The organism is Bradyrhizobium sp. WYCCWR 13022, assembly GCF_030435535.1.
GTDB lineage: Bacteria > Pseudomonadota > Alphaproteobacteria > Rhizobiales > Xanthobacteraceae > Bradyrhizobium.
This window is the reverse complement of record NZ_JAUIZJ010000010.1, coordinates 220,589-236,479: the sequence shown is the minus strand read 5'-3', so window position 1 is coordinate 236,479 and position 15,891 is coordinate 220,589. Positions and strand designations below refer to the sequence as shown.

General features: G+C 65.7%; 13 protein-coding genes. 2 read left to right on the top strand and 11 right to left on the bottom strand.

All coding sequences use genetic code 11. From position 1 onward, the window contains the following. Positions 1 to 23: 23 nt before the first annotated feature. The 8 genes from QY049_RS16820 to QY049_RS16785 form a co-directional block, all read right to left on the bottom strand. Positions 24 to 764, bottom strand: a complete 741-nt coding sequence (locus QY049_RS16820; RefSeq protein ID WP_301269647.1) for an ABC transporter ATP-binding protein — start codon at positions 762 to 764, stop codon at positions 24 to 26. Continuing rightward, positions 761 to 1,609 carry an ABC transporter ATP-binding protein gene (locus QY049_RS16815; protein WP_301269646.1) on the bottom strand — a complete coding sequence of 283 codons (849 nt, stop codon included), beginning with the start codon at positions 1,607 to 1,609 and terminating at the stop codon, positions 761 to 763. The genes QY049_RS16820 and QY049_RS16815 overlap by 4 nt, the downstream gene beginning before the upstream one ends. After that, positions 1,609 to 3,432: an ABC transporter permease gene (locus tag QY049_RS16810; protein WP_301269645.1), complete on the bottom strand. Its 1,824-nt coding sequence runs from the start codon at positions 3,430 to 3,432 to the stop codon at positions 1,609 to 1,611. The genes QY049_RS16815 and QY049_RS16810 overlap by 1 nt, the downstream gene beginning before the upstream one ends. Positions 3,433 to 3,485: 53 nt before the next feature. Next, positions 3,486 to 4,637, bottom strand: coding sequence for an ABC transporter substrate-binding protein (locus tag QY049_RS16805; protein ID WP_301269644.1), 1,152 nt, complete (start codon positions 4,635 to 4,637; stop codon positions 3,486 to 3,488). Between the two features lie 61 nt (positions 4,638 to 4,698). Continuing rightward, positions 4,699 to 5,277, bottom strand: a complete 579-nt coding sequence (locus tag QY049_RS16800) for an alkylhydroperoxidase domain protein (RefSeq protein WP_301269643.1) — start codon at positions 5,275 to 5,277, stop codon at positions 4,699 to 4,701. Next, positions 5,274 to 5,891 (bottom strand): CMD domain protein, encoded by a 618-nt coding sequence (locus QY049_RS16795; protein WP_301269853.1) that lies wholly within the window; start codon positions 5,889 to 5,891, stop codon positions 5,274 to 5,276. Before QY049_RS16795 ends, QY049_RS16800 begins: the two co-directional genes overlap by 4 nt. A gap of 32 nt (positions 5,892 to 5,923) precedes the next feature. Continuing rightward, positions 5,924 to 6,958 carry a putative FMN-dependent luciferase-like monooxygenase gene (locus QY049_RS16790; protein WP_258765575.1) on the bottom strand — a complete coding sequence of 345 codons (1,035 nt, stop codon included), beginning with the start codon at positions 6,956 to 6,958 and terminating at the stop codon, positions 5,924 to 5,926. A 365-nt stretch (positions 6,959 to 7,323) separates the two neighbouring features. After that, entirely contained in the window at positions 7,324 to 8,766 is a 1,443-nt protein-coding gene (locus QY049_RS16785; RefSeq protein ID WP_301269642.1) for an MATE family efflux transporter, read from the bottom strand. A 156-nt stretch (positions 8,767 to 8,922) separates the two neighbouring features. Between QY049_RS16785 and QY049_RS16780 the strand changes: the two genes are divergently transcribed. Beyond that, entirely contained in the window at positions 8,923 to 9,498 is a 576-nt protein-coding gene (locus QY049_RS16780; RefSeq protein WP_301269641.1) for a TetR/AcrR family transcriptional regulator, read from the top strand. Between the two features lie 229 nt (positions 9,499 to 9,727). On the opposite strand, the gene QY049_RS16775 is transcribed toward QY049_RS16780, so the two are convergent. Further along, on the bottom strand, positions 9,728 to 12,049 hold the full coding sequence (locus QY049_RS16775) for a molybdopterin guanine dinucleotide-containing S/N-oxide reductase (protein WP_301269640.1): 2,322 nt from the start codon (positions 12,047 to 12,049) through the stop codon (positions 9,728 to 9,730). Between the two features lie 182 nt (positions 12,050 to 12,231). Beyond that, positions 12,232 to 12,783, bottom strand: a complete 552-nt coding sequence (locus QY049_RS16770; RefSeq protein ID WP_301269639.1) for a hypothetical protein — start codon at positions 12,781 to 12,783, stop codon at positions 12,232 to 12,234. A gap of 333 nt (positions 12,784 to 13,116) precedes the next feature. Between QY049_RS16770 and QY049_RS16765 the strand changes: the two genes are divergently transcribed. Continuing rightward, positions 13,117 to 14,904, top strand: coding sequence for a peptide ABC transporter substrate-binding protein (locus QY049_RS16765; protein WP_301269638.1), 1,788 nt, complete (start codon positions 13,117 to 13,119; stop codon positions 14,902 to 14,904). Here the strand turns inward: QY049_RS16765 and QY049_RS16760 are convergent. After that, positions 14,867 to 15,844, bottom strand: a complete 978-nt coding sequence (locus tag QY049_RS16760) for an AraC family transcriptional regulator (protein ID WP_301269637.1) — start codon at positions 15,842 to 15,844, stop codon at positions 14,867 to 14,869. The two genes, QY049_RS16765 and QY049_RS16760, sit on opposite strands and share 38 nt — an antisense overlap. Positions 15,845 to 15,891: the final 47 nt, after the last annotated feature.

Genomic DNA, 15,891 nt, shown 5'->3' with positions numbered 1-15,891 from the left:
GACAATTTTCGCGCATGGCCGACCTACGCGGCCTGCGACCCACCGAGATAGGCGTCGCGGACGCGGGGGTCGTCTTTCAGCGTGCGCGCTGGGCCCGACAGCACGATCTTGCCGGTCTGGAGAACGTAGGCCTCGTGCGCGATCTCGAGTGCGAGGCTGGCGTTCTGCTCGACCATGAAGACCGAGACGCCCTCCTGGTTGATGGTGCGGATCAGTTCCAGCACGCGGTCGACATAGAGCGGCGACAGCCCCATGGTTGGCTCGTCCATCACGATCAGACGCGGCCGGCTCATCAGCGCCCGCGCCATCGCGACCATTTGCTGCTCGCCGCCGGACAAGGAACCCGCGCGTTGCGACAGCCGCTGGCCGAGTTTCGGGAACAGCGTGAGCATCTTCTCGAGATCCTGCGCAACCGCGTCGCGGTCGCTGCGCACGAACGCACCCATCAAGATGTTCTCGCGCACGCTCATGTCCGCGAACAGCCGCCGCGCCTCCGGGACCGAGGCGATGCCGCGCCGGACGATCTGCGGCGTGGTCAACCCGATCAGCGAGGCGCCGTCGAACGTCACCTCGCCGGAGCGCGGTTTCACCAGGCCCAGAATGATCTTCATGGTCGTCGACTTGCCGCTGGCGTTACCGCCGAGCAGGCAGACGATATGGCCGCGGCCGACCGATATGGACAGGTCGAAATGCACCTGGGCCTGACCGTAGAAGGTGTTGACGTTGGTCAGCGCCAGCAGCGGTTCGGGCGCGCTCGTGGTCATGCCGCGCTCTCCTGCTCGGCCGTTCCCGATAGCCCGTGGCCGAGATAGGCCTCGATCACCTTGGGGTCGCCACGCACCTCTTCGCCCGGCCCTTCCGCGATCTTCTTGCCTTCGTCCATGACGATGACGCGGTCGGAGAGGCGCATCACCATCTCGAGCTTGTGCTCGATCAGGAGGATGGTCAGCCCCTCCGCCTTCAGTTCGGCGACGAGCGCCTGCATCTCCGCGGTCTCGCTCGGGTTCATGCCGGCGGTCGGCTCGTCCAGCAGCAACAGGCGCGGCTTCAGCGCCAGCGCGCGGGCGATCTCGACGCGGCGGCGGTTGGCATAGGACAGGCTGTAGGCGGGCTGGTCGATGCGCGGCAGCAACCGCTCGCCGAAGCGAGCCAGGATGGCTTTGACCTCTTCGCGCAGCCGCTCTTCCTCCGCCTTGACGCTGGAGGGACGCAACAGCGCCAGTCCCAATTCCAGCAGCGGACCGATCACCGGCACCGCAGGCCTCACCGCGCGCAAGCGCGTGTGCGCGCCGATCAGGACGTTGTCCATCACGCTGAGATTGCCGAAGACGCGGCCGAGCTGGAACGTGCGCGCGATGCCCTGGCCCGCCAGTCGTTCCGGCGAAAAGCCGGTGACGTCATGTCCCTCGAAACTGACAGCGCCCGCATCCGGCCGGTCGAGCCCGGTCACGAGATTGAATAGCGTGGTCTTGCCGGCGCCGTTCGGGCCAATGATGCTGACAAGCCCGCCCTTGGCGAGATCGAGATCGATGCCGTCGACGGCCGTCAGGCCGCCGAAGCGGCGGGTCAGTCCGCGCAGGGACAACAGCGGTGCGTTCGTGTCCGCCATCAGATCGTCCCCAACAGGCCTTGCGGCCTGAACCGCACCAGCAGCAGCAGCACGATGCCGTAGATCAGGATGCGGTACTCGGCCGCGATCCGGAACACTTCCGGCAGCCCGACCAGAGCAACCGCACCGACGATGGCGCCGACGACATTGCCGAGACCACCGAGGATCACGACCGTTAGCGCCAGGATCGATTGCTGTGTATTGAAAGTCTCGTGGTTGATGTAGGAATAGAGATGCGCGGCAATGCCGCCGCTGACACCGGCGGCGAACCCGCCGAAGATGAAGGCGAGCGACTTGTAGCGGTTCAGGCTGAGTCCATAGGCCCGCGCGGCGATGTCGTCGTCGCGGATCGCACGAAAGCTGCGGCCGAGATGCGAGCCGAGCAGGCGCACCTGGAGCAGCGCGAGCGCGACCATGACCGCGAAAGCGAACCAGTACACCGAGGCTGGGCTGATCAGATCGTAGCCGAACAGCGACAGCGGCGGGATGCCGGAGATGCCGATGGGCCCGCGCGTCACGCTTTCCCAGTTCAGGATCACCAGCGACACGATCTCGCCGATCGCGAGCGTCGCGATCGAGACGTAGTGCCCGCGAAGGCGAAACGAGGGCGAGATCAGGATCGTGCCGAGCGCCGCGCTCATCAGGCCGCCGGCGATGATGGCGAGGCCGACCGGCACGTTCAACGCCAGCGACAGCAGCGCGGACGTATAGGCACCGATCGCGAGCAGCGCGGCGTGACCGAGCGAAACCTGCCCGATCGTTCCCGCCACCAGCGTCAGGCTGAGCGCGAGCAAGCCGAGCAGCCAGGCGTTGATCAGCGTCTGCAGCACGTAGAACGACACCGGCAGCAGCGGCAGGATGGCGAACACGGCGACCGCGACAGCCAGGGCCCAGCGCGGAATGCGCACCGGCCGGCTCGGCGCGATGAAGGTGCCGGTGAGCGGTTCGGGCGGCGCCTGCCGCGCGCTGGCGAACAGGCCGTTCGGCCGCAGCACCAGCACCACGACCAGCAGCAGGAAGGCGAACAGGTTGCGATAGCTGGTGCCGAACACGGCGACGCCGTAGCTCTCGACCAGTCCGAGCAGCAGGCTGCCGGCCACCGCGCCCGGCACATTGCCGGCGCCACCGACGACCTCGGCGACGACGCCCTTCAGCGTCGCCTGCAGGCTCATCGCGGTGTCGATCTGGTTGTAGTACATGCCGACCAAGAGGCCGGAGATGCCGCCGAGTGCAGCCGCGATGCCAAAGACCGTCTGATTGACGCGGTTGACGTCGACCCCCATCTGCATCGCCGCGTCCCGGTCCTGCGAAGCGGCGCGCACCGCCCAGCCGAGCTTGGTATAGCGCAAGAACACGAACAGCAGCAGCGCGCTGGAGATCCCGACACCGGCAATCAAGAGATCAAGCGGCCCGATGGTGCCGCCACCAACCTGGAAGCGCACATCCGGCAACTGGCTCGGCAAGGCGCGCGGATTGGGCGAGAACGTCAACATCACCAGCTGATCGAGCACGAAGCTGATGCCGATCGTCGCCAGCAGCGGCGCGATGCGCACCGAATTCTGCAGCGGACGCAGGCCGAACCGCTCGATGATCAGCCCGACCAGCGCGGCCACCACCGCGACGAAGATGATGGTGAGCGGCAGCGGCGTGTGCAGCTGCACCACCGCGACCCAGCCGATATAGGCGCCGACGAGATAGATCGAGCCCTGCGCGAAGTTGATCAGCCGGCTGACGCCGAAGATCAGCGCGAGCCCGACCGCAACGAGCGCGTAGACATTACCGACGATCAGCCCGTTGATGGTGTAGTCGAGCCAGGAAGACACGCAGAATTCCTAATCGAGGGAGAAGGGCCGCAGCGATCGCTCCGGCCATCATGTCAGGTCGGCTTGCCGTCCCAAACCGTGAACTGGCCCTTGCGCACGACGAGTTCGGCATTCATCGCGCCCTTGACGCGACGGGTGGCGACGTCGAAGGTCGCGGTGCCGAAGATCACGCTCGGAACGTCCTTCACCTTGGCGAAGGCATCGCGGATCGCCTTGCGGTCGGTGCCCCCGATCTTCAGCACGGCCGCCGCCATGTTCATCGCGTCGTAAGCGTAGGCGTTGAAGGCGTCGGGCTCCTGCCCGTTGTACTTCTTCTTGAAGCCGGCAATGAACTTCTGCACCTCGGGCCGCGGATCTTCCGGAAAGTAGCGTGTGCCGACATGCACGTCCTCGACGGCCTCGCCGCCGAGCTCGATGAATTTCGGCGAGTAGACCGAGCTCGCAGCGCAGATCACCTGCTTCAGCCCGACCTGCCGCGCCTGGCGCGCGATCAGCGCACCGTCGGAGTAGTAGGAGATCAGGACAAGGCCGTCCGGGTTGGCATCGCGCACGCGCACGAGGGTGGAGCGGAAGTCGCGCTCCTCGGGGATATAGCCTTCGGTGACGACGATCTCCGCACCGTATTCCTTGGCCGCGTTGTTGAAATAGTCGCGGCTGGTGCGGCCCCAATCGGTATTGAGATGCAGGACCGCAAGCTTCTTGAGGCCGAGGCGCTTCACGGCATATCGCGCCAGCAGCGGCTGCTCGTCGGCCTGGCTGACCGACGTGCTCCACATGAAGTCGCCGCCCTTGGTGAAGTCGGGATGCGAATTGGTGAAGCCGAACTGCACGAGGCCGCCGCGCTGATAGATCGGCGAGGCGGCCATCGAGGCGGGACTTGAGAAATCGCCGAGCTCCAGCACGATGCGGGGATCGGAAACGAACTTTTGCGCGATCGCCACCGATTGGCGCGGATCGCTCTGGCTGTCCTCGAAGGTGTAGGCGAGCTTGCGGCCGTTGATGCCGCCCGCAGCCGTGATCTCGTCGAGGGCGAGATCGAAGCCCTGCTTCCATTGCGTGCCATATTGCGCGTTCGGCCCGGTCAACGGACCGCTGACGCCGAGCAGGATCGGATCGGCGTCGGCGAAGGCGGCGCGCGAAAAGGCGGCGCCCGCCATCAGGGCGAGCGAGCCCTTGACCAGGGTTCGGCGATTGATGTTGCTCATGCACGACTCCATCCCGTCAGGTTTTGAAAACAAGCAGCAAGTCTTGTGCCGGTGAGATTGCCTATTTCGAGGGCTCGCCGAGCGACAGCATCAGCCGGTTCGCCCAGTTGAAGAACGAGGCGCCGTTGATGACGTCGACGATCTCGGCATCGTCGAGGCCCGCACTGCGCAGTTCCTTGATATTGTCGGGGCCGAATGCGATCGGCGTCGCGGCGAGCGCCACCGAGGCCTTGACCACGGCGTTCCAGCGTTCGCCGAGATCGGCATTGACGCCCTGGTCGAGCAGCTTCTGTACGTCCTCGCGGCGCTTGGAATAGGTGCTGGCGAAGCGCGCATGCACCGAGGCGCAGTAGATGCAGCCGTTGTAGCGCGAGGTCGCGGCCGCAGCGAGCTCGCGCTCGGCGCGCGGCAGGCCGTCGGCGACGTTGTAGAAGATGTCCTTGTCGGTCCTGGTGCGGGCTTCCAGCACCTCGGGGTCGCGCACCAAAAGGCGGAAATATTCCGACTTGGCACGGGCGCGATCGACGAGACCGGCGAAATGCCGCTCGGTGAGCTCGGCCTCGGGCAACGGCTCGATCCAGGCGACCCAGCCGAGTTCATCCTGGGTGAAGACGACAGGCGGATTGACGGTGGCGCTCATGATGCGGCCTCCTCTTGTGCGTTCGCGGCGGCGAGCGTGCGCAAGCCGCTGACGACCCGCACCTGGAACGACAGGAACGCGACGAGTTGGGAGAAGGTGACGATGCCGGTGTTGGACCAGCCAGCGGCCAGCAGCGCCTTCATGTCGCTGGATGCCGCATCGCGCGGCCGGAACACCAGCAGGTGCGCATGCTCGAGCGCTGCGACGAGCCGGGCACCGAGAATGGACCTGCCCGCCGCGTTCACGCGATAGATCAAGCCGGCCGTGTTCTCGACCGACAGCGGACCTGCCGGAAATGAGCCATACGGACCCGAGGTCTTGCCCCGCGCGATCTCGGCATCGATCGCTTCAAGCAGCGCGGCGCCGCCTGCGATCGCCGCAAGCTTGTCGCGATAGAAGGTCGAAACGGGCGACTCGCCATGGAGCCCCGTCACGAACGCCGCGACCGCAGCGCGTTCGAGCAGCGAAAAATCTCCGGCGTCGATCGGCTCGAACAGCGAGAGATAGCTCTTCTGCGCGTTCTCGCGCGCTTGCAGGCGCCGCGCGCGGATGGCGTCCAGGGCCGATCCCGGTTCGATTCCGGCAAGCGTGTCGATGATATCCGTCGTCGCCATCATTCAGCCTCGTGAAATTCCATAAACCTCGGCTAGCCTGCCAGCGCCACGTCGGGCGCGGTGCGGGCCCAGCCCAATGCCGGCGCGACCTTGTCCGCCACCAGTTCGATCGAGCGCAGGACGTAGGGGTGCGGCGCATCGACCGAATGGACCTGGAACACCAGATCGGTCACCCGCTCAAGCGTGGCATCCGTGCGCAGCGAGGCAATCACCTCGTCGGCGCCGCCGACATGGGTGTCGAACGCCGTGATCATCTCCTCCAGCGTCTCGCCCGGAGGAAGGTGACCGCCCTTCATGAACTGCGGCAGGGCACGCCGCAGGCCGATATCGGCCAGCCGCAACGCCTCGCGATGATCGTCAGCGACGAACACGCTGCGCGAGGCCATGATGCGCGGCTCGGCGCCCGCCGGGAGCGCGGCGAGATAGGCGTCGATGATCGGGTTCTGGATCTCGGCGAGCGTGGCCTTTGGCGCGTCCTTGGCCCGGGGCTGGGTGCGCGACAGCAGCAGGCCGTCGCCGGCCTTGCCGGCGCGCGCGCCGCCGGCCACGGAGAACGTCGCCTGCCAGATGCGCTTGTCCAGTTGCGGCCGCTGCGGATAGAGCGTGTCGCCGCCATCAAGCTTTTGGCCGGTCAGCGCCTTGCGCACCACCTCCAGATTGCGCGCAAAAATCTCGTTGCGCTGGGTGCCGTCGAGGCCGAAGGCGGTAAAGGCGGACGGATTGCCGCCAGTACCGACCCCGAGCTCGAACCGGCCGTTGCAGAGCAGATCGAGGACAGCGGCGTCCTCCGCCACCCGCACCGCGCTTTCCAGCGGCAGAGTGACGATGCCGGTGCCGAGGCGGATGCGCGAGGTCTGGGCCGCGACATAGCCGAGGAAGGCAAAGGGCGACGGCAGCCCGCCCTCGCGCTCGTGGAAATGGTGCTGCGCGATCCACGCGGAATCGAGGCCCGCCTTCTCGGCACGCACGATCTGCTCGGCGGCGAAACGATAGCGCTCGGCCGGAGGGGCCTCATCGAGAAGCCGCGTGAAGAATCCCAGACGTTTCAGGTTTGCAAGGCGTTTCATACGACCCCTGTCGGGCGAGGATGGCCACGGCCCTGATGATGTCGGTTGCGGGGGCGCGAGACAAGCGGTCAATGCGCAAGGCTGCCCGCCGGGATCGGCCCCCTGCGCAGGACTTTGGCTAGGTAGGCTGCCTAACGGCTCGGCAGCACCGCGCCCCTGAACCCGGTGAGGACGACGGGCGAAACGACATCTTGGTCTCCATCACTCGACGACAATGAGTGGGACCGTATTCGCTTCTCCTCGGTACGAAATCAATGAAATGAAAATTCATATTGGCCGCCTGCGGCGGGCAACGCTTCTCCGTTCGCAGGCAAATAGGAAACGAACGCAGATTGAGGCAGCGGCACGCCGCGCGCAAGCCCTTCCTACGCGCGCGGCTCGGCGCGCCAGGTCGACGGCGACAGCATGATCAGTATGCAGATCACGGCGTAGGCGGCGAGCGATACCGTGACCATGGTGGCGAGCCCGGTCATTCCCGCGCCGAAATAGGCGACCGCAACCCAACCGCCGCCGGCTGCGATCAGGATGCGCGCGATCGCGGACACGAGCGGACCCATCGCCCGGCCCGTGCCCTGGGCCGCGAACGACGAGACGAAGCCAAATCCCAGCGCCGCATAGGCGGGCGCCACGATGCGCAAATAGGTCATGCCCTCGTTCACGACGTCGGCGTCGTGGCTGAAGAGATGCAGCCACGCGGTCGGAAAGACCGCGACTAGAAGCCCGATGGAGCCCGTCATGATCATGCCGGCGGCGCCGCTGACCCAGCCGATCCGCTCCGCCCGCGCGGTCTGGCCTGCGCCCATGTTGACGCCAACCATGGTCAGGGTCGCCGTGCTGATGCCGAACAGCAGCGGGATCATGATGTAGTCCAGCCGCGAGGCGATGCCGTAACCGGCCAGCGCCGACGTGCCGAACAGGCCGACCGCGCCGGTGACGAGGATGACGGTGAGATTGGTCAGCACGGCGTTGAACGCGGTGGGGATGCCGACCTTCAGCATATCCCCTAGAATGCGTGCGCGCAGGGGCACGATGTGCAGCCGCAGGCCGGATGCGCCCGAGGACATGTAGCGCAGCAGGAACAACATCGCCGCACTGTAATAAAGTCCAAAGGCAATGCCGGCGCCGCCGATGCCGAGGCTTGGAACGGGTCCAAAGCCGAAGATCAGCAGCGGCGAAACAGGAATGGTCACGATCGCGCCGATCAGCGTCACGAGCGCCGGCACCTTGACGTTGCCGGAGCCGCGCAACGCGGCGGCCTGAAGATTGACGATCCAGACGGGAATTGCGCCGGCGAAGAGATAGCTGGAATAGGTGATGGCCGCGTCGAGCGCGCCGTCGCGGCCGCCGAGCGCGCGGAACAGCGCCGGGCCGCCGAAGTGCGCGCCGAGCGTAAACAGCCCGCCGGCAATGATCGCGAGCACGATGGCGTGGAACAATGCCGCGTCGGCGTCGTCGCGGCGGCCGGCGCCGACCGCCCGCGCCACGGACGAGGCAACGCCGGAGCCGAAGCCGCCATTCGACATCATGGTCATCAGCATGAAGATCGGGAACACCAGCGCCGCGCCGGCCAGCGCGTCGGTGCCGAGATAGCCGACATAATAGGCCTCCGCGATGTTCACCGCGGTTTGCGCTACCAGCACGGTCACGGTCGGTGCGGCGAGCTTGAGCAGGGTCGGCAGGATCGGCGCGGTCAGAAGCGCGTTGCGACGCAGGTCGGCGGTCGTGGCGGCCGGGCGGGGCGCGGCCGTGCTTCGCGCAGGGGCCTCCATGGCGGACAAAGGCGGTGCGGCGACGTCCTCGACTGACATTCCTGGGATCCTGTTGCCTTTCGAAGGCCGCCCGCCCCGCCGAGCCGCCATTGCATTACACCCATAATGTATTATTATGATCGTAATGCAATAGCAAGTCGCTCACGATCCCGTGGCTCGCCTTTCAGGCCGGGCGGCGGCACGGAGTTGAGGTCCATGCGCTACGACAAGGGACACAAGGACGAAACCCGCCGGCACATCCTCGATGTCGCCTCGGCAAAATTCCGCGAAAGCGGGATCGCCGCGGTCGGTCTCGCCGGCATCATGTCGGAGGCAGGCCTCACCAACGGCGCCTTCTACACGCACTTCGCTTCGAAGGAAGATCTGGTGCGAGAGGTGCTGACCGATGCGCTCACGAGGCGGGAGGAGCGGCACAAGGCCAATCTGGAGAACGGCGTCGCGCTGGAAACCACGATCCGCGATTATCTTTCGGCGCGGCATCGCGACCGCGCCGGCACGGGCTGCCCGACCGCTGCGCTGGTCGCCGAGATCGCGCGGCATCCCAAGGCCACGCGCGACGCATTCACCGGCAAGGTTGCCGACATCATCGTGCTGATGGCGGAGCAGATCAGGCATCGCTCCGCGAAAGACCGGCGGCGCAAGGCGATCACGATCTATTCGATCATGGTCGGCGCGCTGCAATTGGCGCGCGCCGTCAACGACAAGCAACTGTCCGACGAGATCCTGGAGAATGCGGTGGACGCGGCGGTGACGATCGCAAGCCAGCGCTGAGCCTTCGAAGGACCGGCCGCCATCTATGGCGGTTTGGGGGCGGCTGAAATGAATCTCTGGCCGCGGCAACACAGCGAAACTTGAGTGCCCTCTGCGGCCGGGCTAGCGTCTCTTCGCGGCCTTACAACTTCCCCAAGTTCACTGAGTTCGCACCGCACCGTCGCCTGACCCTGCTGTCAGGCGGCGGTTCGGATTCAGCGTCGCTCCACCGATCGCTTCGATCGCCGTGCTACGCCGGATCGAACGCCCGGATCGGCGGCAAATTGCCGGTAAATTTCTCCACCTCCACCGTCGTCAGCTGGCCGGTGCAGCCTTGCGCGAAGGAGGAGGTGCCGATGTCGCGGGTGAGCACGTTCGGATTGCCGTGAACGCAGAGCGGCGCCTCGTCTTCCGGGTCCATCGGATCGTACCAGGCGCCGGTCGGAAGCTGCACGACACCGGGCGCGATGCCGTCGGTGACATGCACTGCGGCAAGGCACGCACCGCGTTCGTTGAACAGGCGAATGATGTCGCCATCCACGATGCCGCGCGCGCTCGCATCGCGCGGATTCATGCGCGCGACCTCGCGGCCGCAATGCTTTGCCGCGAGCGAATGACCGCCGAAATCGAGCTGGCTATGCAGCCGCGTTACGGGCTGGTTGGCGACGAGGAAGCACGGCGCGCCGGGTTTGGGCATGTCGCTCTTCTCGAGCCAGACCGGATGGCCCGGGCAATCCGCATCGCCATGTCCGGCGATCTTCGCGGAGTAGATCTCGATGCGTCCGCTCGGCGTCGGCAACGCGTGCGCGACCGGATCCTCGCGGAAACTGCGCAGGCGGCCGCCATCGTCGGGCTGCTGCGGCACGACCAGGCTGCCGCGCCGCCAGAATTCCTCGAAGCTCGGGGCCTCCAGGCCCCGCTTGGCGAGCGAGGCGCGGGTCGGCTCGTAGAGATGCTCCAGCCATTGCCGCGAGGTGCGGCCCTCCGTGAACGGCTCGCGGGCGCCGAGGCGATCTGCGAGATCTGCAAAGATATCATAGTCGTCGCGCGCGAGCCCGAACGGCTCGGCGATGCGGTGCATCGCGACCATCAGCGGATCGTTGGTGGAGTAGCCGATGTCCTCGCGCTCCAGCGTCATAGTCGAGGGCAGCACGATGTCGGCGTGGCGCGCGGTCGCGGTCCAGGCGAGTTCGTGCACGACCAGCGTGTCGACTTTCGCGAAGGCTTTGCGCAAGCGGTTGATATCCTGGTGGTGATGGAACGGATTGCCGCCGGCCCAATAGACCAGGCGGATGTCAGGATAGGTACGCGTCTCGCCATTGTAACGATAAGTGCTGCCGGGATTGAGCAGCATGTCGGCGATGCGCGCCACCGGAATGAAATCGCGGACACCGTTGCGGCCCTGCCCCAGCGTCGGCCCCGGCACGTCGTTGACGCGGCGGCCGTAATAGCCGATCGCGCCGAGCGAATAGGCGTAGCCGCCGCCGGGAAGACCGATCTGGCCGAGCGCGGCCGCCAGCACCATGCCCATCCACACCGGCTGCTCGCCATGCTCCGCGCGCTGCAGCGAGTGCGAGACGGTGATGAGCGCGCGCTTGCCGGCAAGGCGTCGCGCCAGCTTGCGGATCGCATCGGCATCGACGCCGCAAATCGCTGCGGACCATGCGGCATCCTTGGCTTGCCCATCGCTCTCGCCGGTGAGATAGCGCAGGAACACCGGCCATCCCTCGGTGTAGCGATCGAGGAAGGCCTGGTCGTGCATGCCCTCACTGACCAGCGTGTGGACAATGCCGAGCATCAGCGCGGTGTCGGTGCCGGGAATGCAGCTCATCCATTCCGCGCCGGCCTCGACCGGCAGATCCTCGCGCAACGGGCTCATCAGGATGAACTCGCAGCCGCGCCGGCGTGCCGCCACCATGGCGTCGCGCTCGACATGCTTGCTGATCGAGCCACCGGCCACCATGGAATTCTTCAGCGCCATGCCGCCGAACGCGAGCACGATCTCGGTTTTATCAGCGATCTGCTCCCAGGTGACGTTGCGCTTGGTGATATCCTCGTAGCCCGCCATGATCTGCGGCAGCAGCACAGAGGACGCGCCCGAGGAATAGGAATTCACCGAGCGGACATAGCCGCCCATCGCGATGTTGAGGAAACGATGGACCTGGCTCTGCGCATGATGCAGCCGGCCGGCGCTCGACCAGCCATACGAGCCGCCGAACACGGCACCGGGGCCGCGCGTATCGCGGATGCGCGCCAGCTCGTCGCCGAGCAGATCCAGCGCCTTCTCCCAGCTGACGGAGACGAACTCGTCGCGGCCGCGCCTGCTATCTGGACCCGGCCCACGCTCGAGCCAGCCGCGACGGATGGCGGGCTGGGCAATGCGCGCCTGGTGGCGCAACGCGCCGGGAAAATTGTCGATGATGCCGTTCGGATCGGGATCCCCCGCATAGGCCCTCACCTCCAGCCCGGCTGCGCCATTGCGCGCGGAGAACACGCCCCAATGCGAAGTGTGCGGCTTGAAACCATCAGACAAATCGAGGCCGGGGTCGGGGAAGCCAATCGTATCGTCCATCGCGTGGCCCTCATCGCAGGAAACGCCAAGCAGGCGGCTTCCGGTCGCAATCATCGCGCCAATATAATGAGGGCCGCGCATGCAGGGCAACGGATTACCGAAGTCTGGAACCGGACGCATGGCGGCATCCCGCAGATCGCACGGCGACCTGCGGCGCGCCCCTCGCAACCCGTGCGCTTCGCTCAGCTCCGGGCGTCGACCTGGCTCGTATGATCGGACAACGCCGCCTGTTGCGCGGCATAGGCGGATGCCACCGACGATGACGGTGAATATTGCGCGAGGGCTTCAGTGAGCTCCTCGGCCGCCTCGGTGAGTTCCTTCATCACGGCGGCACTGTCCGTGACCTGATTGCCGGAAGAATGGACGACCTCGAAGGACAATCCGTTCGGGAGATCGACATGGATCTTGTCGATCCCGACGGTGTCGGGGGTGTCGTCATTCTGCGTTTGGTCGGTCGCGGAGGACGAATCTCCCGATACCTGCTGGCTCGCGAACCGCTGGACGAAGTCTTCGATGGATTTGAGCGCGCTGCTGTCCAGACCACCGCCGCCGAAATGGACGATGCCCACCGACATTCCGTTCGGCAGGTTGACCTTGACCTCGTCATAGGGCGTGCCGTCATGCATCAGCGAGGCGAAGGTCGAGACGTCTCCGACTTGCGAACCACCCGCCGATTTCGATGGGCCGGTGGACGACGACGAACTCGTCGTGCTTCCACCGCTGATGCTGCTCATGCCGCCAACACTCATACGCGAACTCCACTGTCATTGCGAACGCACGTTCCGCGTGCAATGGGCATGCCAGTTGAGGGAACCATATCCATCAAGGGGTTGTCTCAATTTCGGATGGGAGATCCTTCACCCCGGCAAAGGTGCCCCGGCAGAAGCTGCCGATCGCCGCAACATCTTGGACCATCCTGACGCTTGCCAGGGGCATGCCGCTTTGCGGCACGCTCGCCCGCCATTTCGTCGCAGGTTGTTCCTCCCCTCCCGGCATTGCTCCCTCGTCCATGATCAAACATGATGGGTCGGTGCCAGTGACGACTATTTCGTGGTGGAGGTCATCCGATGAACGAGAACGAAATTCGCAAGGCAGTCGCGGAAGTGAAGCAAGGCACGCTGTCGCGACGCTCGTTCATCCGGACAATGGCCGCGGTCGGAATCACCGCGCCGATCGCGGGCCAGATGCTGCTCTGGAACGACGTGGCGATGGCGGATGCAACGCTGCAGTACAAGCCGACCAAGGCTGGCGGCGGCGGCCCGCTCAAAATCCTGCTGTGGCAGGCTCCGACGCTGCTCAATCCACATTTCGCGATCGGCACCAAGGACCAGATCGCCTCGCGCATCTTCTTCGAACCGCTCGCCGGCTGGGACGCGGACGGCAACCTCATCCCCTGTCTTGCCGCCGAGGTGCCGACCAAGCAGAACGGGGGCATCGCGGCGGATGGCACCAGCGTGATCTGGAAGCTCAAGCAGGGCGTCAAGTGGCATGACGGTAAACCGTTCACAGCCGACGACGTGGTCTTCACCTGGAGCTACGCCGCCGATCTCGCCACGGCCGCCTACACCACGGGATCCTACAAGGACATCACGGTCGAGAAGATCGACGACCACACCGTCAAGGTCATCTTCAAGGCGCCGACCCCGTTCTGGGCCGACCCCTTCGTCGGTTCGGTCGGGCAGATCCTGCCAAAGCATCACTTTGGGGACTATACCGGCGCAAAGTCGCGCGAAGCGCCGGGCAATCTGAAGCCGGTCGGCACCGGCCCGTACAAATTCGTGGAGTTCAAGCCCGGCGACATGATCCGTGCCGAGCGCAACCCCGACTATCACGTCAAGAACCGGCCCTACTTCGACACGCTCGAGGTCAAGGGCGGCGGCGACGCCGTCTCGGCAGCGCGCGCGGTGCTGCAGACGGGCGAATATGACTATGCCTGGAATCTGCAGGTGGAGGACGAGGTCCTCAAGCGCATGGAGACCAGCGGCAAGGGCAAGGTCGACGTCACGCTCTCCGGCAATGTCGAGTTCATCATCCTCAACACGACGGATCCATGGACCGAGGTCGATGGCGAACGTTCAAATGCCAAGACCAAGCATCCGACGCTGTCCGATCCGGCCGTGCGCCGCGCGTTCAACCTGCTGATCGACCGCGACGGCATCCAGAAATTCATCTACGGCCGCGGCGGCGTCGCGACCGCAAGCTTCGTCAATCAGCCCGCGCAGTTCAAATCGAGCAAGCTGCGCTACGCGTTCGACATCGACAAGGCGATCAAGATTTTGGACGAAGCCGGCTGGAAGCCGGGGGCGGACGGCATTCGCGAGAAGGACGGCAAGAAGCTCAAATACGTGTTCCAGACCTCGATCAACGGGCCACGGCAGAAGACCCAGGCCATCATCAAGCAGGCCTGCCAGAAGGCCGGCATCGAGATCGAGATCAAGGCCGTCGTCGCATCGGTGTTCTTCTCGTCCGACGTCGGCAATCCCGACACCTACTCCAAACTCTATGCCGACATGGAGATGTACAACACCACGCAGCCGCAGCCCGATCCGGAGCGGTTCTTGAACCAGTGCGTGTCGTGGGAGATCGCGAACAAGGACAACAAATGGCTGGGGCGCAACATCTCGCGCTGGTCCGATCCGGAGGCCGACAAGGCCTACAAGGCCGCGCAGAACGAGCTCGATCCGGTCAAGCGCGCCGCGCTGCTGATCAAGGTCAACGAGATCTTCTGCGAGGCCAACATCCTGGTGCCGCTGCTGTCACGCAACATCGTCGGAGGCGGCGTCAACAACCTGATGGCCGACATCTCGGGCTGGGACGTCACGACCTGGAATTTGGCGAGCTGGTATCGAAGTTGACGACCGGCGCATGCTGACCCGGCTCTCTCAGTGCGCCGGGTCGCACGCCGTATCGACGCATGATAGCCTTGCTCAGTGCGCTCTCGGACGCATAGCCGACCTCCGCCGCGATCTTCGCGATCGGATCGGACGTGCCGGCCAGCCGCTTGCGCGCGACTGCCAATCTCAGATCTGACAGGAACGTCATCGGCGCGACGCTTGCGCGCTTCTGAAAAGCCCGCACCAGCGTCGCGCGCGAGGCGATGGCGACCTCCGCCATCTCGTCGAGCGTCCAGTCGCGGGCGAGATCGCCGAGGATCGCCAGCACGGCGCGGGCCGTCGTGCGGTCCTGCAACAGCGACAGCGTCCCGTTCGCGGACGCCCGCTCCGTCAGGTGGTCGCGGAGCATCATGACGAACAGTGCTCGCGCGAGGTCGGCGGCGACCATCTCTGATCCGGCCCGCCCCACGTCCAGTTCCTCGCGGATGTCGAGCAGCAGGCGCCGAAATCGTTCCAGCAGCGGCTCTCCCGCCGTGCGCAGGACGATCTCGTCGGGAAGCGCCGCGATCAGCGGATCCTCGTCCGAGGTCTCGAACAGGAAACGGCCGCACAGCAGCTCCGTATCCGCCGCAGCATCGACCGTCGCGCGCTGGCGAACCCCGTTTCGGACGCCGGTCGAGACCCGCCCGGCAGCGCCCTTCACCTCGCTTCGCACCAGATGACTGTCGCCGTGCGGCAGCAGGAGAATGTCGCCGGCCTCCAGCCTTTGCGGGCCAAGGCCCGGCCGCTCGACCACGCAGGAGCCGCGCGTCACCATGTGGAATTGCGCCCATCCTCTGCCGTTCGGCGCGTGCAGCGACTCCCAGCTGCCACCAAACCTGCAGGAATCCTCGATCACGGGACGGATCCTGAACAGCGGCACCATCGCATTCAGCAATTCGGCGGCTTCAGCCTCAGACATCAGCACTCCTTGATCCGCCCGGACATCTGCCTGAGCCGCGCGGCCAT

What these genes read in the sequence shown, in the direction of transcription:
- QY049_RS16820 (WP_301269647.1), bottom strand. Translation starts at nt 764, where the DNA reads ATGACCACGAGCGCGCCCGAACCGCTGCTGGCGCTGACCAACGTCAAC.
- QY049_RS16815 (WP_301269646.1), bottom strand. Translation starts at nt 1,609, where the DNA reads ATGGCGGACACGAACGCACCGCTGTTGTCCCTGCGCGGACTGACCCGC.
- QY049_RS16805 (WP_301269644.1), bottom strand. Translation starts at nt 4,637, where the DNA reads ATGAGCAACATCAATCGCCGAACCCTGGTCAAGGGCTCGCTCGCCCTG.
- QY049_RS16800 (WP_301269643.1), bottom strand. Translation starts at nt 5,277, where the DNA reads ATGAGCGCCACCGTCAATCCGCCTGTCGTCTTCACCCAGGATGAACTC.
- QY049_RS16795 (WP_301269853.1), bottom strand. Translation starts at nt 5,891, where the DNA reads ATGGCGACGACGGATATCATCGACACGCTTGCCGGAATCGAACCGGGA.
- QY049_RS16790 (WP_258765575.1), bottom strand. Translation starts at nt 6,958, where the DNA reads ATGAAACGCCTTGCAAACCTGAAACGTCTGGGATTCTTCACGCGGCTT.
- QY049_RS16785 (WP_301269642.1), bottom strand. Translation starts at nt 8,766, where the DNA reads ATGTCAGTCGAGGACGTCGCCGCACCGCCTTTGTCCGCCATGGAGGCC.
- QY049_RS16780 (WP_301269641.1), top strand. Translation starts at nt 8,923, where the DNA reads ATGCGCTACGACAAGGGACACAAGGACGAAACCCGCCGGCACATCCTC.
- QY049_RS16775 (WP_301269640.1), bottom strand. Translation starts at nt 12,049, where the DNA reads ATGGACGATACGATTGGCTTCCCCGACCCCGGCCTCGATTTGTCTGAT.
- QY049_RS16770 (WP_301269639.1), bottom strand. Translation starts at nt 12,783, where the DNA reads ATGAGCAGCATCAGCGGTGGAAGCACGACGAGTTCGTCGTCGTCCACC.
- QY049_RS16765 (WP_301269638.1), top strand. Translation starts at nt 13,117, where the DNA reads ATGAACGAGAACGAAATTCGCAAGGCAGTCGCGGAAGTGAAGCAAGGC.
- QY049_RS16760 (WP_301269637.1), bottom strand. Translation starts at nt 15,844, where the DNA reads ATGTCTGAGGCTGAAGCCGCCGAATTGCTGAATGCGATGGTGCCGCTG.